Genomic DNA, 23,142 nt, shown 5'->3' on the forward strand with positions numbered 1-23,142 from the left:
TACCAACTCCTTTGTTGCTCCCATATCTATATTATAAACTGCTTTGTTTGCTCACCTCAATTTAATTTAAAGAGAAAGTCCGATTCTCATATGTGATGATTATGTATAAAAAAGAAGAGCAAATAATTGTATGGAGGCAGCTGCCCTGCAAAAAAAGCAGGCCAGACATAGTCTAGCCCACTTTATTATACACACTAACTCCTGTCTCACTCAAGAGTAGATATTTTAAGACAATATTTAATTTATTTTTTCTCTTGAACCTCCAGTAACGTTAGGAATTATAATAAAAATATACTTTTTATGGGAGGTATGTAAATGACAGGGAAAGAACAATTTACGATTGGGGAATTTTCAGCTAAAACTGGCATATCTGTGCGCACCTTGCATTATTATGATGAAATAGGCTTATTAAAGCCAGAAAAGCATGCGATATCTGGTCATCGTATTTATAAAATACAGGATATTATAACCCTACAAAAAATAATAAGCTTAAAATTTTTAGGGTACAGTCTTGAGAAAGCAGCAAGTTTATTAGATGAATCCAGCTTTACGGTGAGCTTGAATGAAACTTTGCAGTTACATCTTCAAGCATTGGAAGAAGAAAAAGAAAAACTTGAATTGTCTATTAAAGCAATAAAAAGGATTGCTGCTCTGCTTAAACAAGAGGATGAGGTTGACAGCAGCTTATTATTTACTCTAATTCAAGCAATCCAAATAGAGAACCGCCAAAAAAAATGGATGGAAAAGAACCAGTTAGCTGAAATAGGCGAAAGCCTGTTTCAAAAATCAGAGAAAGAAACAGCAGACTTAGATAAAAGCTTTATCCAAATGGCAAAAGATTTAAAGGAACTTTATGGAAGACCTGTAGATGATCCTCAAGTGCAACAAATGGTTGCCGCTTATTTACAATCATCTTTTGCTTTTATTGGGGAGGATGTCATAGAAAAGCTAGCTGAAGTTGACCTTGAAAGCATCAATATTGATGAGTTGGAGGAGATGGCGCCTTCCCCTTTTACCGAAGCAGAAGAGAAGTGGCTGCACGAAGCGATAATATATAGTATGGCAGGTGGTAACAGTTAAAGAGGAATTCTCCTTAGCGAAAAACAGTGGGGTTTTAATCCCACTGTTTTTTAGGCTTGCACTTTATTCTTTACATCTAATCTAAAAGTATAAATTTGGCTGGCACCTACTAAGCGAAAACCTTGACCTTCTACATAATCAACCTTTAAATCCTCATTGATATGACTTATCGTCATCTTATCTAAATAAAGAACAACGCCATTATCCTCAAATTTTGTATCTTCGTCTTTCTCATGATCAATCGCAAGATCATAATTGTATGTGTAGCTGCAACCTCCGCTAAAAATGCTTGTTAATTTAAATGCTGCACCTTCTGGCTGGTCATACGCGCGCAATTTTGCTGCAGCATTATCTGTAATGGTAACCTTCATAGAAATCGCTCCTTCATAGAGAAACAAGTAATTGTATACAGTGTTAATTATAATATGAAAGGATTGCTTAATAAAATATTCTGCCTTTAGCTGCTCTTTTTAATCTTCCCCATACAAAGATACTAAAACATGGAGATATAGGTGACCGGTAAAACTATGATATGCTTAACTCAATGTAATTTATGATGGAAAGGAATACAATATGAAAACAACAGTCACTGATTTATTAAATATTAAATATCCGATTATTCAAGGCGGTTTGGCATACTTAGGAAATGCAGAGCTTGCTGCAGCAGTATCAAATGCTGGCGGTCTTGGTCAAATAACGGCCATGACTTTATTTACGCCAGAGAGATTGCAGGAGGAAATTCAAAAGGTACGAAGCATGACGGATAAACCTTTTGGAGTCAATTTTGCAATTGGATCCTATAATGGAGCATATATGGAGCTTCTTGAGACAGCAATTAAGGAAAAAGTAGAGATTATTTCTATCACCGGAGGCAATCCACAGCCTATTTTAGACCGCATTAAAGGGGAAAATATTCAGTCGCTAGTACTAGTATCGACTGTCAGACAAGCAAAGAAAGCAGAGCAGCTTGGTGCCTCTGCTGTCATAGCAGTTGGTCAGGAAGGTGGAGGGCATATAGGCAAGGATGATATTGGCACAATGGTTCTCATACCGCGGGTTGCTGAATCTGTGTCTATTCCTGTCATCGCAAGCGGAGGAATAGGAGACGGCCGAGGATTCTTAGCTGCTTTAGCATTGGGAGCACAAGGAATTGAGATGGGTACGCGTTTTATTGCGACTGCAGAATGTGTTGATGCAGTGAAATCTTATAAGGATGCCCTTGTGGCAGGAACGGAGATGGATACCGTTGTTATAAAACGAACCTTTGGGACTCCTGGAAGGGTGCTGAAATCTGACTATACACAGAATATCATAGAAAGGGAAAAGCAAGGGGCTGCTTATGAAGAGTTAAAGGATACTATCAGCGGGAAAGCTAATTTGAAGTTTATATATGAGAGCGATCCAGTAAATGGATTTGCCTGGGCTGGCCAAGTAATCGGCTTGATTCATCATGTGCCGACAGTCAAGGAATTGATCCATACAATGGTGGAAGACGCAACAGCAGGAACAGAACGTTTGCAAAGTTTATTTAAGCAGTAAAGGAATCGTAGCAAAAGATAAGGAGATGCCGGTGTGGCATCCCTTCTTTACTTTAATTAAGCTGAAGTAGCACCTTGTCCACCATCTATTCGGTAATAAGTACCGGAAATAAAGGATGCTTCTTCAGAAGCCAGGAATGCCATTAAGTTAGCAATTTCTTCTGCTGTTGCATAGCGGTTCATTGGAACAGAAGCTTCAAATTGCTCTTTAGCATTCCCCTCATTGCCAGGCATTGCATTAGTTTCAATAGAGCGCATCATTTGGGTATCAACTCCAGAAGGAGCTACTGCATTTACGCGCACATTATATGGAGCACCCTCAAGCGCTGCTGTTTTTGTTAAGCCAATTACCCCGTGTTTAGACGCAACGTACAGACCCATACCTGGAGCTCCAAGAAGCCCGCCGTTTGAAGCTGTATTTACGATAGCTCCGCTTTTTTGTTCATTCATCACTTTTAGCACATATTTAAGGCCATAAAATACACCTTTTAAATTAACATTAATAACAGCATCGAAGTTCTCTGCTGTTTGATCCACCAAGTTAGCAAACTTGCCATTGATACCAGCATTATTAATGAAAACATCAATTCGTCCGAAATGATCTTTCGTCGCTTCAACAAAGTTTTTCACATCTTCTTCAATCGCAACATTACCTTCTAAAAGCAGGATATCTTCGCTACTAATCTCTGCAGCTACATTTGCAAGGCTTTCTTTTTTTAGGTCAACTAATGCAAGTTTTGCTCCTTCAGCGGCAAACTTCTTAGCTGCAGCAATACCGATTCCGCCAGCAGCCCCTGTTATTAAAACTACTTTTTCAGAAAAATTCATCCCAATTCCCTCCTGTATTAAAAAAAGGTTATTTTTAATAACCTATATTTCATTATAAAGCTTTTCGGGTTGCTAATCATTAATTTTGCCTGAAACATAAAAATATATTGCATTCAATTTATATATTTGATAATATCGTTTCAAAGCTAATGATTTTGAAAATTTATAAGAGAAGAGGTGGTTCGGTATATACTCATTTGATGATAAAGGGGAATTGCTTCCTGAAGAAGTGGACACCATCAATCGAATCACTAAAATTCCGATTGAGTCTTTAAATCTTGATGCAATTGCTGTTGTTACTAATATTTACCGAGTTGCACAAGGATTAAAAAATAAGATGGAGCAGCAAGTTCTGTCTGAATATGGTCTGTCTTGGACAGCGTTTTCCATGCTTTATGATTTATGGGTATGGGAGTCCATTGAGACAAAGAAACTAGCTGAATCAAACGGCGTTTCGAAAGCCACAATCAGCAATATTACAAAAACATTGGAAAAAAAAGAGTATTGTTATAGGAAAAATGACATCAGAGATAGAAGAATTACTTATGTGGCAATCACAGACAAGGGAAAGCAAGTAATGGAGGAGCTTTATCCACGCTTTCATGTTGGTGAAGTAGACATTGTTGCACATATGTCAGTAGAAGAGCAAAAAAACATGTCAAGTTTACTTCGTAACGTAATCCGTAAAAATAATTTTTAATATGGAAAAAGCAATGAAAGGAAACCTAGTAGTAGTTATCTCCCTGTTTAAAGAGAGTCGGTGGCTGGTGCGAATCGACACATAGATAACACGAATTACATTCCTGGAGCTGTCTTTGTGAAAGCAAAGAACGGGCGATCCGTTAATCGTTTAAGTGGAAGGACGAAGAAGTTCTTCAATAAGGGTGGTACCGCGTGCAAGAAACCACGTCCCTTTTTTGGGATGTGGTTTTTTTATATTTTCATTTAGGAGGAATCATGATGAAAAAGTTGATAGAGCAACTGACAGAAGGACAACGAAATGAAGTGAAGCGGCAAATGGCAATATACAGCCAAGGGGTGCAAGAGATAATCCCAACAGAAGAGCTGGAAAGTAAGATAGCAAGGTCAATCATGGAAAATAGACCGCTGAAAATAAAATTAGGATTGGACCCATCTGCTCCTGATGTACATTTAGGACATACAGTCGTCCTTAATAAAATGAGACAATTTCAGGAAAATGGTCATACAATCCAGCTAATTATTGGTGACTTTACTGGTAAGATCGGTGATCCTACAGGGAAGTCGATTGCTAGAAAACAACTGACTGATGAAGAGGTCAAGCATAATGCCAAAACATACTTTGAGCAATTTGCTAAGGTTATTGATATGGATAAGGTTGAATTGCATTACAACTCAGCATGGCTTTCTAAGCTGGACTTTGAAGATGTAATACAATTAGCAGGAAAAATTACGGTGGCAAGATTGCTGGAAAGAGATGATTTCGAAGAAAGAATGGCATTTAATAAACCTATCTCCTTGCATGAGTTCTTCTACCCGTTAATGCAAGGCTATGATTCTGTTATGTTGGAATGTGATATTGAGCTGGGCGGAACAGATCAGCATTTCAATATTTTAATGGGAAGGCATTTTCAAGAGAAGTTTGGGAAGGAAAAGCAAGTGGCGTTACTGATGCCATTATTAGAGGGGCTCGATGGTGTTGAAAAGATGTCCAAATCAAAGAAAAACTACATTGGCATTGACGAAAGCCCGACGGAAATGTACGGTAAAGCGATGTCCATCCCAGATGGATTAATGAGTAAATACTTTGAATTGATAACAGATTTCAAACCCGAAGAAATGAAAGAAATAAAAGGTCAGTTAGAGTCAGGCAGCCTTCACCCGAGAGATGCGAAAATGCTCCTAGCTAAAACAATTGTCAGGATGTACCATGGTGCTAACACAGCTGAAAAAGCAGAGCAGCACTTCATATCCGTCTTCCAGCAGGGCGCTATGCCGGAAGATATCCCAACTATTACATGGGATGGAGAATCTAAAGTTCCACTGATTGACCTGCTCGTGAAACTTCAATTATTAAGCTCTAAAAGCGAAGCACGAAGAATGATTGAAAATAGAGGAGTCAAGCTGAACAATATTAAGGCAGAAGATACAAAACTTGAAGTAACCGTTAGCGCTGGTTTAATCGTTCAAGTCGGCAAACGCAAATTTGTGAAAATAATTACTGGTGAGTAACAGAAAAAGGTGCGATTTCAAATCGCGCCTTTTAATATTTTTCCATATGTAACAATTAATGGTTTCTGTAAGTCTAATGTAATAGAAAGAAATGGAGGGCTTATTATGAGAAAGATATGGTTTTTGTTATTAGTATTCGTAATTGTCTCACTAACAGGGTGTCAAAAAGAAACGGATGGATTAGCTATTCAATGGGATAATAGTGACTTAACCATTACAGTTTCGGAGCTTGCTGATAGCAAAAACTTACTTCTTATCAAGGACCAAGATTCCTTGCAAGACTTTCAAGCTATCTTTTCTCACGCCATTAAAAAGGACGGCATTGTTAATTTAACATCAGCAGAATACCGCATTAATATAAAAGCAAATGATCAAACTGCAAATGTTTATGTTTGGGTTGGTGAAAAAGGGCAACAAAGCACATTAATGAAGGAAGGAGACTCCCATACGATTTATATTGTCTCAGAAAAATGGACAAATTTATTGTCCCAGCTAATAATGTTTTAAATGAGACTAAAGGGGGAAAACATAGAAAATACCTTTGACTTACGGTATATATAAATGTATTCTATATATGAATATATGTTCATATAAACAATATTAAAATAAAATGCTTATGTAAAAACAATTTAGCGGCATAATGTAGCTTAAGGGGGAATGAAAAATGGGACATAACCATAGTCATGGACACGCTCACAATTCGAATAAAAAAGTGTTGTTAATATCTTTTATCATTATTACGAGTTACATGATTATTGAAGCAGTCGGCGGCTTTCTTACAAACAGTCTTGCCTTGTTATCAGATGCTGGACATATGTTAAGTGATTCAGTTTCATTAGTAATTGCGCTTCTTGCTTTTCAATTAGGAGAGAAAACAGCAAGCTACAGCAACACATATGGGTTTAGGCGGTTTGAAATAATTGCGGCCATGATAAATGGTGCTACCTTGATGCTTATTTCCCTTTATATTATATACGAGGCTATCATTCGTTTTGCTAATCCACCGGAAGTTGCAACAACTGGAATGCTCCTTATCAGCATTATTGGATTGCTGGTCAATCTGGTCGTAGCTTGGATCATGTTTCGCGGCGGAGATACCGAACATAACTTAAATATGAGAGGAGCTTTCCTGCATGTGATAAGTGACATGCTGGGCAGTGTCGGGGCGATAATAGCAGCCATTTTAATGATGGTGTTTGGATGGGGCTGGGCTGATCCCCTTGCAAGTGTCATCGTAGCAGTCTTGATTCTAAGAAGCGGTTACTTTGTGTTGAAGGATGCCCTTCATGTATTAATGGAGGGGACACCAAAGTCGGTAAATGTTGAGGAACTTATTAAAGATATAGAAAAAACAGAAGGTATTCAAGGCATTCATGACTTGCATATATGGTCGATTACCAGTGAAATGCATGCGTTGTCCTGTCATGCTGTTGTAGACAGTCAGCTTACGGTAGCGGAAAGTGAAGCGATTTTACGCAATATTGAACATGAACTGGAACATAAGGGGATTTCTCATGTGACAATCCAATTAGAAACTGCGTCTCACCGTCATGATAATGCTATCCTTTGTCAGGCTAAAAATAAGCCGCTTCATGTTCATCACCATCATTGAGTTATGCTAAAAAGAAGTAAAACTCACCATTTGGTGAGTTTTACTTGTAACTATTTACTAATCTTAGGGATTTTTCTTGCAACGCCTGTATCGACAGCAGCCTTAACGACAGCGTCACGTATTTTATCGACAACAGTATTATTAAAAACAGAAGGAATAATGTAAGATTCATTTAATTCTTCATCTGAAACCGTTGAAGCAATTGCTTCAGCAGCTGCTAATTTCATCGCTTCATTTATTTCACTTGCCCGGCAATCCAATGCTCCGCGGAAAATACCAGGGAAGCATAATACATTATTAATTTGGTTTGGATAATCCGAGCGGCCTGTCGCCATCACTCTTACATAAGGAGCTGCTATATCAGGATCAATTTCAGGGATTGGGTTGGCCATTGCGAAAACGATGGCATCATTGGCCATTTTTTGGACATCTTCGGCTTTTAAAGCCCTAGGTGCAGAAACTCCGATAAAAACATCTGCACCTCCGATAACATCTGACAGGCTGCCTTGAAGGTTGTCAGGATTAGTCATTTCCGCATATGCTTGCCAATGGGAGTTTGTATAGCCTTCACCGCGGTAAATCGCACCATTGCGATCAACACCAATGATATTTTGCACACCTGCAGCTAGAAGAATTTTTGTACAAGCTATTCCTGCTGCACCGATGCCATTGATGACAACTTTAATATCCTTTACATTTTTTTGCACAATTTTCAAGGCATTAAGTAAACCTGCATAGATAGCTACAGCTGTGCCATGCTGATCATCGTGGAAGACAGGAATATTAAGCTCTTTCTTTAAGCGTTGCTCTATTTCAAAGCAGCGAGGAGAAGCGATGTCTTCAAGATTTATCCCTCCAAATGTTGGGGAAAGAGCTTTGACAATCTGGATAATTTCTTCTGTGTCTTTCGTATCCAAGCAAATCGGAAATGCATCGACATTTGCCAGCTGCTTGAATAACATTGCTTTACCTTCCATTACCGGCATTGCCGCTTCTGGTCCTATATCACCGAGACCAAGGACAGCTGTACCGTCTGTCACGATAGCGACCGTATTGCTTTTCATGGTGAGAGAATAAACCTTGCTGGGGTCAGCATGTATTGCTTCACTGACGGCAGCTACACCAGGTGTATAAACCCTTGACAAATCATCACGGTTTTTAATCCGCACTTTCGTTTTCATTTCAATTTTGCCACCTAAATGCAAAAGGAAGGTGCTGTCAGAGACGTTGACAATATGAACTCCAGCCAATTCGGAAATCTTACTGACTACCTTTTGCCCGTGATCATTATTATGTACTCGCACTGTAATATCGCGAACTGTATTTGTTTTACTGGAAGAGATGACGTCAAGACCGATAATATCTCCATCAGCATCTCCGATTACATTAACAATTTCTCCTAAAGAAATGATGCTAGTCTCTAACTGTATCCGAATAATAATGTTCATGCTTGCCCCGCTCGGTATAGACATTTCATCCACTCCCATTAACAATTATTAAGTATCTACATCATAAATAAATGGTAATAAACATGGTTGTTATGATCAAAATGTTGGATACTGTATATCCAAACCTTAGATGAGGCAGGAAACCTCAGTAAAAGGCCTTAAGTTATATAATCATCTCCCTTCCTATTCATTGTCCATTCTATGAAACAAGGCCTTCTTAGGAAGTGTTATAAAATGTCAGTGGGAAGGCAAAGAAGGGACGAGATTAACTGCTTTCTTTTCATTAAAATAATAATGTAAGCGCTTATAAAAAGCAATTGATATCCTAAAAAAGGAAGGATTTAAATGCTGCATTTAGGTATATGCTGCTTTTTGGCGCAATATCCTGATTCCTTTTCCTTAAAAGTAAAAACCAGCCTGTTCAACTTAACTAAACAGGCTGGTTGCTATGAAATCAATAGATTAGCACCAAACAATGATTTTGTAAGGAGTTGTTAAGGCTGGAATGCTTTTAGTGGAAGCTCCATAAAGGACAATGAGGTTTCGGTTCATAAGCGTCCCTGTAAAAGGCTGATCATTTTTTAAGCGTAGTTGGGTGCTTGAAGCAATATTTAATTTCAAGGTTCCGTCACTGCTGACTAATTGGCTGTTAAAATAGTCTGCTTTCACATTTTGATATGGTAATTCCTTTGCTATAGCAATGGCCTCATAACGGGGGGGATAAATAAGGGGGACAGGAGCATTACCATCATAAAATCCAGTTACCCGATCACCAGGCTGCACGATTAAATGGTCAATAAAATAAGTGGATGGGGCGATGACGAAGTGAACGATGGACCCTGTATGATCTTCAACGGTAAAAATTTTATGACAACCGTTCCCCTCATTATTTTGGCTGGTTGGAAAATCAGATATATTGGTGACAATGCCTTGAAAAAAATAAAATTTAACCATTTTTATTCCCTCCAATTAATAAAAAAAAGACTTTCTGTTGCTTGTTAACAAAGCATAGAGTTCATATTTTTTACAAACCGTAATAATCACTATTTACAACTAAGCATAATTAAAATATGATAGAGAACATAAAACGAAATGGTTCTTATTTATTTAAAAAGCAAGAGTAAGTGATTATTAACGTGAAATGGATGGTGTTAAATAAAAATATTTTTATGCTCATGGCGGTCATTTTAGTACTGCTTTTAGCAGCATGTTCAAATACATAACAGCATTCGTTTTAGGAATAATTCTTTTAGCAAGTACGGACCAGTTGGACTGGGCTGTTAGAGTTTTTACGGGAGCTACTGAAGTTGGTTATGTGAAAAATTCGATGATAGGCGCCGTTCTGCTCTTTTTCCTGATTCTGTTACCTGCAGCACATGCTTGGGGAAACCACGGATTGTGGCTTGCCTTTATCCTTTTTAGTTTAGCAAGATCCGTTCTTCTGCTGTTATATTTGCCGAAATTAACAAAATGGTTTACCAGTATCTTGAGCAAGGATGGACCTATATGACTTCCCTTGCCAAGCAGCTGCATTTCCCTCAATATAAGAGGGAAAGTATATATAAAAGAAAAGGGCGTTATCATGAAAAAGTTATTAGTAATACTTGCAATTATCGGCATTGCTGTATGTCTTTTTGTTTACCTTCAAAGAGATGATGCAGAAGAACAAGAGATCAAGATAGCAGCAACTAAACAGTCATTTTTTATAGCAGAAGATGGGGATGACGCGAATGACGGTAGCATAGAAGAACCTTTTCAAACATTGGAAAAGGCAAGTGAAGCAGCAATTCCCGGCACAACTGTATATATCCGCGGAGGGACTTATTACGAGTCTTTACAGGTGAACCACAGCGGAACAAAAACAGAGCCGATTGTTTTTCAGGCCTATAACGGCGAAGAAGTTATTATAAGCGGAGAAAAAATGGATGATGCAGAGGAGGACACAGCCCTCGCTTCCATTAATGATAAAAGCTATATTACAATAAAAGGCCTGACGTTTACTAATCTCTCCACAGAGCTGGCAGATGAAACGGTTATAGGTATATACGTTACTGGCAACAGCAGTCATATTTCGATTGAGAATAACACTGTCCGAAATATTGAGACATTCCATGATGAGGGCAATGGCCATGGAATTGCTGTTTATGCAACAGAGGCAATGAAGGACATAACAATAAAAGATAATCTCGTGGAAAATTTGAAGCTTGGTGCAAGTGAAGCACTAGTTCTTAATGGAAATATTGATGGATTTCAAATATCTCATAACACTGTAAGAGATAATGACAACATCGGTATTGATATGATTGGTTATGAAGGCACTAGCGAGGAAAATGATTACGTTAGAAACGGAGCTGTTGAAAGCAATATTGTTTATAATAATAGTTCCTACGGCAACCCTGCATATGGGGAAGATTACAGTGCTGGCGGAATTTATATTGATGGCGGCCGTAACATTACTGTTGATCATAACATTGTGCATCATAATGACCTTGGAATCGAAGCAACCTCTGAGCATCATAAAAAATATGCCGTCCATATTGATATTACAAGTAATACTGTATATGAAAATAATTATACAGGCATCTCTATCGGCGGTTATGATACAGAAAGAGGAGGTACAAAAAACTCTACGATAGCCAAAAATATTTTGTATAAAAATGATACAAAAGGTTTGGATGGCGGTCAGCTGATGCTGCAGCATGATACGAGCAGTAATAAAATCGAGAAGAATGTTTTCTCTTCAAGTGAAAATGGACTATTTATCATTAATTATTTTACCGCGAACAGCAGCAATACCCTTTCAAGCAATGTATATCATCTAGAAGAGGATAAGGAGACAATCTGGGTTTGGAAGGATGAGGAATATACTAGCCTCGCTTCCTTCGAAACAGCAGCAGATAGTGACAGTAATTCAAGCATACTTGATCTTGGTTTTGCGGATCCAGAAAATGGTGATTTTACATTAACGTCTGACTCGCCAGTTAAGAATATAATAGAATAGATGATGTTAAGGTTAATGTGTAGAACTACTATGCATTAACCTTTTTTCGCTGTATAGGAGAATTTTCACCATAAATATCAAGGAGCAACCATTAGTTGCGCCTTGGTGCGCATAGAAGTATCTTTACTTTATGACTTATCGCATTAATATAAAAAATGTAAAGGCAGGCGAACAATAAGATGATTTTTAGTGAGCGACTAAAAAAGGAAAGGGAGAAAAAGGGATGGTCTCAACATGATTTAGCAGAAAGAATTCATGTAAGTCGTCAGTCTGTTTCAAAGTGGGAAACAGGCAAGAATTATCCCAGTATTGAAATGATCATTCATCTTAGTGATTTATTTGGCGTTACAATTGATGAATTGTTAAGGAGCGATAAAGAATTGAAGGATAAAGTTATTAAAGACAGCAAGCAGCTTGCCCACCCGAAATGGAAGGTTTTTTTTGAAAGTATATTTTCCATTGGTGTCCTGTTGTTGGTTGCAAAATTAATTATCTTACTGTTAAATCATTTCGGTGGGACAGCTATAAGTTTAGAAGGAATACCAACAGGAATCGTATCGTTTTTACCATTAGTTTTGATGCTTGTCGGCGGAATTGGGGCAGATCAGCTGAAGAATAAATATGTAGAGTAAGCAATACAAAATACAGCTAAAGCCTGCAGGCAGTCTATAATGCCTGCAGGCTTAATTTAATTAATCTTAAAGCATATGCCAGAAAAGTTTAGTATAGAAGCTGTTGGGGAAAACTTAAACCATAACGTTATACTGTACAGTTTCTGGTTGCTATGATATATTATATATAAATAATGAACGGAAAGGGTGAGTAATTTGGGAAGGCGTTGCTGCGTATCGGAAAAGTGGCTGAATTAAGTGGTTTGTCAACACGGACAATAGATTATTATTCTCAAATTGGTTTACTGGAGGTACAACGGTCTTCTTCTAATTACCGCTTATATCCAGAGAACGTCCTTGAAACATTGGAAAGAATTAAGCTATTGAAGCAGCAAAGGATGTCGATGGAGGAAATAAAGGAAGCCTTGAAGTCAGATGTTTCTGGAGACATCGAACCGATTATTTGCGATGTTCAAGATGAAATAAACTGCTTGCAAAGGAAACTTTCCCTTTTGGAAGAAAAACTAAAAAATGTGCCTCCAGAAGAAAGAATGAAGGTTTATAAAAGAATTGAACCAAAAATGACAGCAATTATGACGCTGTTAACATTGTTATAACTATTCATACGGAGGTGAATCCCTCAACCTTGAGGGAATTGATTGGACATAATTACTCTTACAAATCTGTTCATACTTGCAATATTGATCGTGCTTACGGCATTCTTTGTCGGCTCAGAGTTCGCGGTCGTTAAAATCCGTCTGTCACGAATTGATCAACTGATTGCAGAGGGGAACAAAAAAGCAGTAATGGCTAAAAAAGTGGCGAGCAATCTCGATTATTATCTTTCCGCCTGCCAGCTTGGTATTACCGTTACGGCACTAGGTCTTGGTGCCCTTGGAAAGCCGGCTGTAGAGCGAATTCTTTATCCTATTTTTGATTTGTTGAATGTGCCAGGGTCGGTATCCTCGATTGCTTCTTATGCAATCGCATTTATTCTTGTAACCTTCCTCCATGTCGTTGTTGGTGAAATGGCACCGAAAACATTAGCTATTGAATTTCCAGAAAAGCTGACATTAATGCTGTCAGGTCCATTGTATTGGTTTGGTAAAGTAATGTACCCGTTTATTTGGGCACTAAATGGAGCATCTGGCAGAATACTGCGCGTATTCGGAGTAAAACCAGCCGGACACGAGCATGCCTACTCAGAGGAAGAGCTGAAGATTGTTATGGCGCAAAGCTATCAGGGCGGTGAATTGAACGAGACAGAGCTTGAATATATGGAGAATGTCTTCTCGTTTGATGAACGTGTTGCTAAAGATATCATGGTGCCGAGAACATCCTTAATTACATTGGACCAAAATATGGACCGGGAAGAAATCATAAAAGTTCTTGATGAATTTAACTATACTCGTTATCCAATAACATTAGACGGAGACAAAGACAATATAGTCGGTATGGTAAACATAAAAAAAATGTTAGCCAATATGGCTACAGGAAGAAACCGTCAGCTAAATGAATTTATCCGTGAACTGCCAGTTGTGCTGGAAGTTACTCGCATACAGGACATTTTGTATAAAATGCAAAAGGAAAGAATTCATATGGTATTGGTTATTGATGAGTATGGAGGAACATCTGGAATACTGACAATGGAAGATATCCTTGAGGAATTAGTCGGCGAAATAAGAGATGAATTTGATGCTGATGAAGTGGAAGATATTCAAAGCATTGGAGAACACCGTTATTTAGTCAACGGCCGTGTGTTGCTGGAAGATTTGGAAGATCAATTCGGCATCCGCTTTGAAGAAAAAGAAACAATTGACACAATCGGTGGCTGGATGCAATACCAATTAGTTGATAATGTTCAATTAGACGACCAAGTTGAATATGGAAAGTATGTTTGGACTGTCACTGAGATGGACAATTATCAAATAAAACAGGTTACACTTGCTAAAACGGAATCAACTGATGATGTCGAAATGGTCCTCAACTGATCAGTTACTAAGCATGAAAACTTTTAAAAATAGGAGCGCATGAATTGGACGGATTAATAGTTTTGAATTTGTTTCTTGTGGCCGTATTTATCGGATTGACTGCATTTTTTGTTGGTGCGGAGTTTGCGATATTAAAGGTAAGGATGTCACGAATCGATCAATTGATTGCAGAGGGTAATAAAAAGGCTCATATCGCGAAAAAAGTTGCACAGAATCTTGATTTTTACTTGTCAGCCTGTCAGCTGGGTATTACGATTACTGCCCTAGTACTTGGTGCATTAGGAGAGCCTACAGTGGAGAAGATGCTTCATCCTTTATTTGAAAGGTTTAATGTTCCAGAAGCATTAGCCACTGTCCTGTCTTATGCTATTGCCCTGTCAATTGTTACATTTCTCCATGTAGTATTAGGAGAGCTTGCACCTAAAACATTGGCAATTCAATATGCTGAAAAAATGACACTTATGCTTGCACCGCCTCTTTACTGGTTTGGTAAAGTGACAAAGCCAATTATCTCCGCATTGAACGGATCTTCCCGCATTCTCCTGCGTATGTTTGGGGTTAAACCAGCTGGGCATGAGACGGTCCATTCAGAGGAAGAATTGAAGCTCATTGTTACACAAAGCTATGAGAGCGGAGAAATTAATAGAACAGAGCTTGAATACCTGGAAAATATCTTTGCCTTTGATGAGCGGATTTTGAAGGATATTATGATACCGAAAGAGAGAATTATTTCAGTTGAAAAAGGCATGCCTTTTGATCAAATAATAACTGTTTTAGATCAGTATGAATATACGAGATATCCGGTTACAGATAAAGGGGAATATATCGGATTTATTAACACAAAAGAAATGCTTACAAGTGTTGTGGCAGGCAGGAAGCTGACAATGGATTCTGTTGTCCATTCACTGCCTAGTTTTAAAGAGACAGCACCAATTAAAGATGCATTATTAAAAATGCAGCAAAGCAGTACACATTTAGCGATTGTAAAAGATAAGAACGGCAAAACAGCAGGTATTGTTTCGATGGAAGACATATTAGAAGAAATCGTCGGAGAAATCGGCGATGACTTAATCGAAGCAGCCGTTCCAGCTAAATAATTTTAGGAAGGGAGAAGCAGTATGTTTATCATATATTTTTTGATTATCCTAATTGTCCCTATATGGGCACAATTCAGAGTAAGAAGCGCTTATAAAAAGTATTCTAATGTAACAGCGTCATCCCAAATGTCCGGGAGAGAGGTAGCCAGAAGAATTCTTGATTCCAACGGCTTGTATGACGTTTCTATTGAGGAAACAAGGGGAGTATTATCTGACCATTATGATCCGCGCTCTAAGGTTGTCCGCTTATCTTCTGACAACTATCATGGCCATTCAGTGGCAGCAGCGGCGATTGCAGCCCATGAGGTCGGCCATGCGATTCAAGACCAGCAAAGCTACGCGTTTTTAAGATTCCGTCACGCTCTTGTCCCTGTAGCGAATATCGGCAGTAACTTTTCCTGGATCTTGATTCTAATCGGAATGATCGCAGGCATGAGCAATTTATTACTTCTTGGAATTGTATTCATGGCAGCAGCGGTATTATTTCAGTTTGTGACATTGCCTGTAGAGTTTAATGCCTCTAACAGAGCGATGGATGAGGTCGTTTCCCTTGGTATTATTCGCAATGACGAAGAAAGAGAAACGAAGAAAGTGCTAAACGCAGCAGCATTGACATATGTTGCAGCTGCAGCAGTTGCTGTTCTGGAGCTGATTCGTTTGATTTTAATCTATACTGGAATGCAGCGAGATGAAGACTGATTAATCAGGAGGCACCTATCTAATAGGTGCCTCTTTTTTATGCCCTATTAAGCGGCCAAACTCATGACTTAAAAAAGGTATGTATTTCTTCGTTTCAAAAATAAATATTAATTATTAATTATGAATATGGTAGAATTTAATAAATTGAATATTTGGAAAATAAAGAATATACATAGAATGCTTCTATTCGGAAAGGAAAAAAAGTATGAAGGAGTTATCAACCAAGGTTCAAGGAATTAAAGCAGCAAAAGTAAGACAAATGTATGAGCTGTCACAAGGGCTAGAGGATGTGGTCAGTTTTGTTATTGGAGAGCCAGAGTTCGATACCCCGAAAAACATAATAGATGCTGCTAAATCAGCAATGGATAATGGCGAAACCCACTATACTCCTAACTCTGGGTTACTTCCTTTGCGTGAAGCAGTTAGCAAACACTTTGAGAATTTCGATAAAGTCAGCTATGATCCTGCTAATGAAATTTTTATTACTGTTGGCGGTATGCAAGGATTGTCTTTATCTTTGTTTATTTTAACCAATCCAGGTGATGAGGTGATTGTAAGCGACCCATGCTATACGAACTATTTTGGCATGATTGAGATGAATAATGCTGTGCCTGTTACAGTGCCTGTTTATGAGGAAGAAGGTTTTAACTTTACAGAAGAGCGTCTGAGAGAAGCGATATCAGCTAAGACAAAAGCAATAATTCTGAACTCCCCGTCTAATCCGACAGGTGCTGTCGCAGGCAAGGAAACAATGGAAATGATTGCTCGGGTGGCGATTGAACATGATTTATATGTTATTTTTGATGAGGTATACAAATATTTGACGTATGACGAGCCTTTTTTTAATATAGCGAGAATCTCGGGCATGAGAGAAAGAACCATCATCATTGACTCTGTTTCTAAATCCTATGCTATGACAGGCTGGCGCGTCGGCTATTGTCTCGCACCGAAGCCAATAATTGCTCAAATGCAGAAAATCCAGGAATTTATGCTGTCATGTGTAAATACACCAGCTCAATTTGCAGCAATCGAAGCGTTGACAGGTCCGACTGAAGCTTATGCTTATATGAATGAGCAATATAAGGAGCGCAGAAGCATCATGGTGGGGCGTATTAACAAAATAGATAAGATATCCTGTGTAATGCCTAAAGGGGCTTTCTACGTCTTTATGAACATAAAAGAAACAGGCTTAACTTCCGATGAGTTTGCTATAAGGCTGCTTAACGAACAGCGCGTAGTTGTGTCACCTGGCGATTGCTTTGGCAGTATGGGAGAAGGTTATGTTAGGCTGTCATATGCGTCATCTGTTGAAAATATTCATAAAGGATTTGACCGGATTGACAGGTTTGTTCAAGATCTGTTTACAGAAGAAAGAAAGACAAATTAGTAAGGTGTGGGGGCATGAAGATTTCATGTCTCTATTCTGTTATTTAGGCTAAACTATAAAAAAAGCAAAAGAGGTGGAGCCTGATGTGCGGTCGATATTCATTAGTAAGTGAGCTGTCCCAATTACAAGCAGAATTTGATTTTGAGTTTTCTGCTGAGCTTACGCCCAGATATAATATTGCTCCAGGGCAGGATGTCCTTGCAATAGGATATAACAATGGAAGACGGATAGGGAGCTACTTAAGATGGGGACTAGTCCCTTTTTGGGCGAAGGAAGAAAAAATAGGCTATAAACTAATCAATGCCCGTATGGAAAGCCTGGAAGAAAAGCCTTCATTCAAACATGCCTTTCAAAAAAGAAGATGTTTAATCATTTGCGACGGTTACTATGAATGGAAAAAGACAAAGAGTGAAAAGCAGCCTTTTCGGTTTGTCATGAAAGATAGGCGGCCATTTGCGATGGCTGGCTTATTTGAGGTTTGGAAAAAAGCAGATGGAACGAAGCCTCTTGCTACTTGTACCATTATAACAACAGAAGCAAATGCTAGTACAGAAGATATTCATGATAGAATGCCGGTTATTTTGAAGCAGGAAGATTATGATTATTGGATGAACCCGAAGAACAGTAACATAAACGAATTAAAGCAGCTACTTGTACCATATAGTGCAGAAGCAATGGATAAATATGAGGTTTCAACCCTTGTCAATTCACCAAAAAATGAAGGGGAAGAATTGGCCATCCCGTTTAATAGTCAGTGACAAATTAATGACATGAATAAAATTAATGAAAAAATACTACAGGCATTCAAAGTGAAAGTCCCATAAAATTTGACAATAATCGCAACAAATGCGAGTAAGTATATAAATATTTATGAGGAATTGTTAAGGTGAATTTGTCAGGGGAAATGGAATGCACATTGATGAATTAAAAAAAGCGTGGAAGGATAGAGGATCCACAGATTTATTTGTATATGTTATTTCCTGTTTGAAAGTGCACTTTCGTTAAATAATCAGAGTGCTTGCTGCTTATCAAATTAGGTAGTTTCCATACTTATTACAATCACCTTCATATTTACAGCATTACAAACAGGGAATGAGCCGAATAGTCTATACTCAACCATTCCTATAGTAGGCTTTTCGGCTTCCGAGCATGTCCATGATTAGAGGGGCTTTACAGGCAAATAAACAGAGCGGTAATAAAGGTTCTAGCATCTCCTTAATTTCTAGGATTAGGTTTAGATTATTTTACGGCAGTAGCAAAAAAAGGTACGGTAAGTCATTAACATACTTTTCAATGAAAAAGTTTGGTTGTTTATGTCTGCTGTTGTACTAAGACCCTCTTGATGACATAGCACAGTATACAATTAATCGATTGCACACTTATTTTAATTTTATCAGTTTTTCCCCTTACAGCTTTGGTGAATGCTAATTCTTTTTTATATGGTACTCCTCCTTTTTACAGTGTCCTAAATAGGATACTGTTTTTTTGTTCTTCAAACGAGTTAGAGAATATTGACATTTTGTATACGAATGTATACATTAAATATAGAAACAAAATGTATACATATGTATACAAGGAGGGTGAACAATGAGAAACGAGCATTTTATGAAAGATAGCTATCATCATGGTGAACATCATAAGCGGAAGAATAAAGGACATAAAGGCGCGAAAACATTCCGCCGCGGCCGAGCTATTGCCTTTCTGGAGATGATGAAATTAAAACGCTCTACCATAAAGCAGCAGCTTGAAGCTCCTGAATTTCAGTCTATTCAACCGATCCTAGTCGGAGAATTGAAAGCGATTGATATGGTTATTAATGAGTTTACTGAGCTTTTTGAAATTCAAGAAAATGAAGTGAATGACACTAGCGATGCAAAGATACAGACAGAAGAAGCCAATCCGCATAAAGGGGAGGAATCTTTAAATGAGGAAGATAGGAGTGGATTGGAATAATCCAGTCCGTTTCCTGTTTAAAGGGGAGGTACTATGAAGGAATTAATGGGTTTTCTGAAGCCATACTGGAAAATAACCATACTGGCACCACTGTTTATGGTGCTGGAGGTGTCGATGGATTTGCTTCAGCCATTTTTAATGGCGCAAATCGTCAATGAGGGTGTGATGAAAGGGGATTTAGAGACAATTCAGCGCACTGGCGGGCTGATGATTCTTGTCGCATTTATCGGTTTGATTGGCGGTGCAGGCTGTACGGTGTTTTCCAGTACGGCATCGATGAATTTTGCCACCGATTTGCGAAAAGTAGTTTTTGATAAATTGCAAAGCTTTTCTTTTCAAAACTTGGATAAGTTTAAAGGAGGCAGTTTAATTACGAGGCTGACGGCCGATATAGTCCAGCTGCAAATGTTTGTGATGATGGTTTTGCGCAGCATTCGCTCACCGCTTTTGACGATTGGAAGTGTTATTATGGCATTTACTATCAGCTTTAAGCTTGCGTTAATATTTGCCGCAACTATTCCTGTTTTATTTATTATTCTTTATCTGCTTATTCGAAAAGCCTTTCCTACCTATAATATAGTTCAGCAAAAGCTGGATAAGGTTAATACTGTCCTCCAGGAAAATTTGATGGGTATTCGAGTAGTTAAAGCGTTTGTACGCTCTGATTTTGAAAATAACCGGTTTGGGCAAGCAAACGAGGATTATACAAATAATGCAGTCAGGGCAGCTCGCATTGTATCCTTCAATATGCCTGTGTTAATGCTCATTCTTAATTTCAGCCTAGTTATTATCCTTTGGTTTGGAGCACATCAGACGTGGAGCGGATCTTTACAGGTGGGCGATCTTATTGCCTTTATTAACTATGTGACACAGGTGTTGTTTGCTGTGATGATGATTGGCATGATGATGATTACGATTTCCCGCTCAAAGGTGTCAGCAGACCGCATTCAAGAAGTTCTCCATACAGACCTGGATTTAGTGGATCATCAGCACGCAGACCAGCAAGCAATCGTGAAGGGGGAAGTAACTTTTGACCGCGTATCTTTCAGCTATGATGGACAATCTGAAGTGTTAAAGGACATCAGTTTAGTTGCAAGGGCCGGCCAAACTGTAGCCATTCTAGGGGCGACTGGTTCTGGAAAGTCTACAATGGTGCAATTAATTCCGAGATTATATGATGCGACAAGCGGCACGGTTATGATTGACGGCACAGATGTTCGTCATATTAAACTGGAACATTTGCGGACATCTGTAGGTGTAGTTTTACAGCAGTCCATCCTGTTCAGCGGCACAATCCGGGATAATATTCGTTATGGAAAACCGGCTGCAACACAAGCTGAAGTTGAATTAGCGGCGAAAGCAGCATGTGCCCATGAATTTATAATGACTATGCCAGATGGATATGATACTGTACTTGGCCAGAGAGGCATGAATTTGTCTGGAGGGCAAAAACAGCGGATTTCGATCGCCAGAGCGCTGTTAGTTCGCCCCGTAATCTTGATTCTAGATGATAGTACAAGTGCAGTTGATTTGGGAACTGAATCCCGCATACAAAAAGCACTAGGGGAATTGCTGGAACATAGCACTGCCTTCATCATTGCTCAGCGTATTTCTTCTGTAATGGAGGCAGATAAAATTGTCGTCCTGGAGGATGGAAGGATTTCCGCAGAAGGCACGCATGAACAGTTAATGAAAACTAGTGAAGTGTATCAGGAAATATACCGCTCCCAGCTGGGAAAGGAGGAAGTAGTTTATGAATGATCGCAAAACAAACATGCCTCCTCAACAGATGGGGTTAGGAGGGCAGAAGCATTTCCGCGGAAACTTGCCAGTTCAGAGGGCAAACAATATGAAGGAAACATTGGTAAGAATATGGCGCTATATTGGTCATCAACGGAAAGGATTAGTGCTGGTTGTATTCTTGACAATGACAACAGCAGTTTTAAACCTGCTAGGTCCTTACTTAATTGGTGTTTCAATCGATAAATATATCATCACTCGCGACGTAAACGGCCTTGTTTGGTTTTGTGCCGGCTTGCTTGGTGTTTATATATGCAGCTCTATTGCTACCTGGCTTCAATCTTATTTCATGGCAGCTGTTTCTCAATATACAGTACTTGCAATGCGCAAAGATATGTTCGCCAGGCTTCAAAAGCTGCCTTTGCATTTTTTTGATAGACAGTCACATGGAGAATTGATGAGCAGAACGACAAATGATATGGAAAATGTATCAAATACGCTGAATCAAAGCTTTACAACATTAATATCCAGCATTATGACACTGATCGGTGCATTATGCTTTATGCTTAGCCTTAATATTGGATTGACATTGTTAAGCTTTGTAACAATTCCAATTGTCATGTTCCTGACATCAAAAATTGCTAAATTTACGAGAAAATACTTCACTAGCCAACAGCAGCATTTAGGAGAGCTAAATGGGTATATAGAAGAAACTATTTCTGGACAGAAGGCAGTTAAAGTCTTTCATCGGGAGGAAAAGGTGAAGGAAGAGTTTCAGGACATTAATGTAAAGCTTCGCGAGGCATCTATCCGCGCACAAATCTATTCAGGGTTTATGGGCCCTGTCATGAATGTAATGAAAAACGCTAGCTTTGCAATCATTGCCGCAGCAGGCGGCTGGATGGCCCTTGAAGGCATGGTTACAATTGGGGTGGTTGTTAGTTTTCTTTCGTATTCAAGGCAGTTTAACGATCCAATCAATCAAGTAGCAAACCAATTCAATATGCTTCAATCAGCAGTGGCAGGAGCGGAGCGTGTTTTTGAAATAATTGATACTCCAACAGAATATACCAAAAAGCAACCTGTCAAAGTTGTAGAGGATTTGACAGGAGAAGTCATTTTTGAGGACGTTTCTTTTGGTTATAAAGAGGGACACTCCATATTAAAGAATATCACTTTAACTGCAAAGCCTGGTGATACGATTGCCTTAGTTGGGCCGACAGGTGCAGGAAAAACAACCATTGTTAACTTATTAACGAGATTTTACGAGATAAGCAATGGCAGAATCTTAATAGATGGAACAGAGCTTCAAACAATCAGCAAAGACAGTCTGCGCCGCAAATTAGGGATAGTATTGCAGGATGCGTACGTATTCTCTGATTCTATTAGGGAAAATATCCGCTATGGCCGCCTGAATGCTACAGATGAAGAGGTGGAACAAGCGGCACAGCTTGCCAATGCAGATGGATTTATCCGTAAACTGCCAATGGGCTATGACACAGTTCTGACAGCAGAAGGAGGAAACTTAAGTCAAGGTCAACGACAGCTGTTGACAATTGCCCGGGCCATACTAGCAGATCCTGCTGTGTTAATTCTGGATGAAGCAACAAGCAGTATAGACACACGAACTGAAATGCAGATCCAATCAGCTATGAGCGAGCTTATGAAAGGACGGACCAGCTTTGTTATTGCCCACAGGCTTAGTACAATTCGGGAGGCAGACAAGATTCTTGTACTAAAAGACGGCGAAATAATCGAGCGTGGCACCCATGATGAGCTAGTAGAACAAAAAGGCTTCTATTATGATTTGTATACTAGCCAATTTAAAAAGGTAATTTAATAGAATGAGTAAGGAAGACAGCACATGATGAGTGCTGTCTTTTTTGCTGTTCGGCTTTTAGAATAAACAAATTCAATAAAAGATAGAATAGCTCTATCTTTTCACC

At 38.8% G+C, this 23,142-nt stretch carries 22 protein-coding genes and 1 other annotated feature; of the genes, 18 read left to right on the top strand and 4 right to left on the bottom strand.

All coding sequences use genetic code 11. The features are described from left to right. The first annotated feature begins 315 nt into the window (after window positions 1-315). Window positions 316-1,080 carry a MerR family transcriptional regulator gene (locus LXM54_RS19885; RefSeq protein WP_233316978.1) on the top strand — a complete coding sequence of 255 codons (765 nt, stop codon included), beginning with the start codon at window positions 316-318 and terminating at the stop codon, window positions 1,078-1,080. Window positions 1,081-1,130: 50 nt separating this feature from the next. On the opposite strand, the gene LXM54_RS19890 is transcribed toward LXM54_RS19885, so the two are convergent. Next, window positions 1,131-1,451: a HesB/IscA family protein gene (locus LXM54_RS19890; RefSeq protein WP_233316979.1), complete on the bottom strand. Its 321-nt coding sequence runs from the start codon at window positions 1,449-1,451 to the stop codon at window positions 1,131-1,133. A 202-nt stretch (window positions 1,452-1,653) separates the two neighbouring features. Between LXM54_RS19890 and LXM54_RS19895 the strand changes: the two genes are divergently transcribed. Continuing rightward, window positions 1,654-2,619, top strand: coding sequence for an NAD(P)H-dependent flavin oxidoreductase (locus LXM54_RS19895; protein WP_233316980.1), 966 nt, complete (start codon window positions 1,654-1,656; stop codon window positions 2,617-2,619). 56 nt (window positions 2,620-2,675) lie between these two features. Here the strand turns inward: LXM54_RS19895 and LXM54_RS19900 are convergent, their stop codons facing one another. Continuing rightward, complete coding sequence (locus LXM54_RS19900) at window positions 2,676-3,446, bottom strand: SDR family NAD(P)-dependent oxidoreductase (RefSeq protein ID WP_233316981.1); 771 nt, start codon at window positions 3,444-3,446, stop codon at window positions 2,676-2,678. Between the two features lie 214 nt (window positions 3,447-3,660). On the opposite strand from LXM54_RS19900, the gene LXM54_RS19905 reads away from it, so the two are divergent. From LXM54_RS19905 to LXM54_RS19920, 4 genes are all read left to right on the top strand, one after another. Next, window positions 3,661-4,146, top strand: coding sequence for a MarR family transcriptional regulator (locus LXM54_RS19905; RefSeq protein ID WP_267913446.1), 486 nt, complete (start codon window positions 3,661-3,663; stop codon window positions 4,144-4,146). A 4-nt stretch (window positions 4,147-4,150) separates the two neighbouring features. Continuing rightward, window positions 4,151-4,363: a binding site (T-box leader), on the top strand. 43 nt (window positions 4,364-4,406) lie between these two features. Further along, window positions 4,407-5,657: a tyrosine--tRNA ligase gene (gene tyrS / locus LXM54_RS19910; RefSeq protein WP_233317078.1), complete on the top strand. Its 1,251-nt coding sequence runs from the start codon at window positions 4,407-4,409 to the stop codon at window positions 5,655-5,657. Between the two features lie 105 nt (window positions 5,658-5,762). Next, entirely contained in the window at window positions 5,763-6,164 is a 402-nt protein-coding gene (locus LXM54_RS19915; protein WP_233316982.1) for a hypothetical protein, read from the top strand. A 157-nt stretch (window positions 6,165-6,321) separates the two neighbouring features. Next, entirely contained in the window at window positions 6,322-7,269 is a 948-nt protein-coding gene (locus tag LXM54_RS19920; RefSeq protein WP_233316983.1) for a cation diffusion facilitator family transporter, read from the top strand. 50 nt (window positions 7,270-7,319) lie between these two features. Here LXM54_RS19920 and LXM54_RS19925 read toward each other — a convergent pair whose 3' ends face one another. Together LXM54_RS19925 and LXM54_RS19930 are read right to left on the bottom strand one after the other, a co-directional pair. Further along, window positions 7,320-8,741: an NAD-dependent malic enzyme gene (locus LXM54_RS19925; protein ID WP_233316984.1), complete on the bottom strand. Its 1,422-nt coding sequence runs from the start codon at window positions 8,739-8,741 to the stop codon at window positions 7,320-7,322. A 438-nt stretch (window positions 8,742-9,179) separates the two neighbouring features. After that, window positions 9,180-9,671, bottom strand: a complete 492-nt coding sequence (locus LXM54_RS19930) for a hypothetical protein (RefSeq protein WP_233316985.1) — start codon at window positions 9,669-9,671, stop codon at window positions 9,180-9,182. Between the two features lie 253 nt (window positions 9,672-9,924). On the opposite strand from LXM54_RS19930, the gene LXM54_RS19935 reads away from it, so the two are divergent. From LXM54_RS19935 to LXM54_RS19990, 12 genes are all read left to right on the top strand, one after another. After that, the gene (locus LXM54_RS19935; RefSeq protein ID WP_233316986.1) at window positions 9,925-10,227 is read left to right on the top strand and encodes a hypothetical protein; all 303 of its coding nucleotides are present in this window, start codon (window positions 9,925-9,927) and stop codon (window positions 10,225-10,227) included. Window positions 10,228-10,299: 72 nt separating this feature from the next. Beyond that, window positions 10,300-11,718: a right-handed parallel beta-helix repeat-containing protein gene (locus LXM54_RS19940; protein ID WP_233316987.1), complete on the top strand. Its 1,419-nt coding sequence runs from the start codon at window positions 10,300-10,302 to the stop codon at window positions 11,716-11,718. A gap of 179 nt (window positions 11,719-11,897) precedes the next feature. Then, on the top strand, window positions 11,898-12,350 hold the full coding sequence (locus tag LXM54_RS19945; RefSeq protein WP_233316988.1) for a helix-turn-helix domain-containing protein: 453 nt from the start codon (window positions 11,898-11,900) through the stop codon (window positions 12,348-12,350). 206 nt (window positions 12,351-12,556) lie between these two features. Further along, entirely contained in the window at window positions 12,557-12,946 is a 390-nt protein-coding gene (locus LXM54_RS19950) for a MerR family transcriptional regulator (RefSeq protein ID WP_233316989.1), read from the top strand. A 42-nt stretch (window positions 12,947-12,988) separates the two neighbouring features. Continuing rightward, entirely contained in the window at window positions 12,989-14,320 is a 1,332-nt protein-coding gene (locus LXM54_RS19955; RefSeq protein ID WP_233316990.1) for a hemolysin family protein, read from the top strand. Between the two features lie 44 nt (window positions 14,321-14,364). After that, complete coding sequence (locus tag LXM54_RS19960) at window positions 14,365-15,417, top strand: hemolysin family protein (protein ID WP_233316991.1); 1,053 nt, start codon at window positions 14,365-14,367, stop codon at window positions 15,415-15,417. Between the two features lie 21 nt (window positions 15,418-15,438). Continuing rightward, complete coding sequence (locus tag LXM54_RS19965; protein WP_233316992.1) at window positions 15,439-16,116, top strand: zinc metallopeptidase; 678 nt, start codon at window positions 15,439-15,441, stop codon at window positions 16,114-16,116. A 205-nt stretch (window positions 16,117-16,321) separates the two neighbouring features. Next, window positions 16,322-17,503 carry a pyridoxal phosphate-dependent aminotransferase gene (locus LXM54_RS19970; protein ID WP_233316993.1) on the top strand — a complete coding sequence of 394 codons (1,182 nt, stop codon included), beginning with the start codon at window positions 16,322-16,324 and terminating at the stop codon, window positions 17,501-17,503. Between the two features lie 83 nt (window positions 17,504-17,586). Further along, on the top strand, window positions 17,587-18,261 hold the full coding sequence (locus LXM54_RS19975) for an SOS response-associated peptidase (RefSeq protein ID WP_233316994.1): 675 nt from the start codon (window positions 17,587-17,589) through the stop codon (window positions 18,259-18,261). An 829-nt stretch (window positions 18,262-19,090) separates the two neighbouring features. Further along, window positions 19,091-19,456, top strand: a complete 366-nt coding sequence (locus LXM54_RS19980) for a hypothetical protein (protein WP_233316995.1) — start codon at window positions 19,091-19,093, stop codon at window positions 19,454-19,456. A 33-nt stretch (window positions 19,457-19,489) separates the two neighbouring features. After that, on the top strand, window positions 19,490-21,217 hold the full coding sequence (locus LXM54_RS19985; protein ID WP_233316996.1) for an ABC transporter ATP-binding protein: 1,728 nt from the start codon (window positions 19,490-19,492) through the stop codon (window positions 21,215-21,217). Beyond that, window positions 21,210-23,036 carry an ABC transporter ATP-binding protein gene (locus LXM54_RS19990; RefSeq protein ID WP_233316997.1) on the top strand — a complete coding sequence of 609 codons (1,827 nt, stop codon included), beginning with the start codon at window positions 21,210-21,212 and terminating at the stop codon, window positions 23,034-23,036. The genes LXM54_RS19985 and LXM54_RS19990 overlap by 8 nt, the downstream gene beginning before the upstream one ends. Window positions 23,037-23,142 lie beyond the last annotated feature (106 nt).

Origin of the sequence: Bacillus sp. Au-Bac7, assembly GCF_021341655.1 — a bacterium.
Taxonomy (GTDB): Bacteria; Bacillota; Bacilli; order Bacillales; family Cytobacillaceae; genus Niallia.

Coding starts and splice junctions, on each gene's coding strand:
- LXM54_RS19940 (WP_233316987.1), top strand. CDS start 10,300: ATGAAAAAGTTATTAGTAATACTTGCAATTATCGGCATTGCTGTATGT.
- LXM54_RS19945 (WP_233316988.1), top strand. CDS start 11,898: ATGATTTTTAGTGAGCGACTAAAAAAGGAAAGGGAGAAAAAGGGATGG.
- LXM54_RS19915 (WP_233316982.1), top strand. CDS start 5,763: ATGAGAAAGATATGGTTTTTGTTATTAGTATTCGTAATTGTCTCACTA.
- LXM54_RS19980 (WP_233316995.1), top strand. CDS start 19,091: ATGAGAAACGAGCATTTTATGAAAGATAGCTATCATCATGGTGAACAT.
- LXM54_RS19900 (WP_233316981.1), bottom strand. CDS start 3,446: ATGAATTTTTCTGAAAAAGTAGTTTTAATAACAGGGGCTGCTGGCGGA.
- LXM54_RS19935 (WP_233316986.1), top strand. CDS start 9,925: ATGTTCAAATACATAACAGCATTCGTTTTAGGAATAATTCTTTTAGCA.
- LXM54_RS19895 (WP_233316980.1), top strand. CDS start 1,654: ATGAAAACAACAGTCACTGATTTATTAAATATTAAATATCCGATTATT.
- LXM54_RS19920 (WP_233316983.1), top strand. CDS start 6,322: ATGGGACATAACCATAGTCATGGACACGCTCACAATTCGAATAAAAAA.
- tyrS (WP_233317078.1), top strand. CDS start 4,407: ATGAAAAAGTTGATAGAGCAACTGACAGAAGGACAACGAAATGAAGTG.
- LXM54_RS19930 (WP_233316985.1), bottom strand. CDS start 9,671: ATGGTTAAATTTTATTTTTTTCAAGGCATTGTCACCAATATATCTGAT.
- LXM54_RS19925 (WP_233316984.1), bottom strand. CDS start 8,741: ATGTCTATACCGAGCGGGGCAAGCATGAACATTATTATTCGGATACAG.
- LXM54_RS19890 (WP_233316979.1), bottom strand. CDS start 1,451: ATGAAGGTTACCATTACAGATAATGCTGCAGCAAAATTGCGCGCGTAT.
- LXM54_RS19965 (WP_233316992.1), top strand. CDS start 15,439: ATGTTTATCATATATTTTTTGATTATCCTAATTGTCCCTATATGGGCA.
- LXM54_RS19975 (WP_233316994.1), top strand. CDS start 17,587: ATGTGCGGTCGATATTCATTAGTAAGTGAGCTGTCCCAATTACAAGCA.
- LXM54_RS19985 (WP_233316996.1), top strand. CDS start 19,490: ATGAAGGAATTAATGGGTTTTCTGAAGCCATACTGGAAAATAACCATA.
- LXM54_RS19990 (WP_233316997.1), top strand. CDS start 21,210: ATGAATGATCGCAAAACAAACATGCCTCCTCAACAGATGGGGTTAGGA.
- LXM54_RS19885 (WP_233316978.1), top strand. CDS start 316: ATGACAGGGAAAGAACAATTTACGATTGGGGAATTTTCAGCTAAAACT.
- LXM54_RS19970 (WP_233316993.1), top strand. CDS start 16,322: ATGAAGGAGTTATCAACCAAGGTTCAAGGAATTAAAGCAGCAAAAGTA.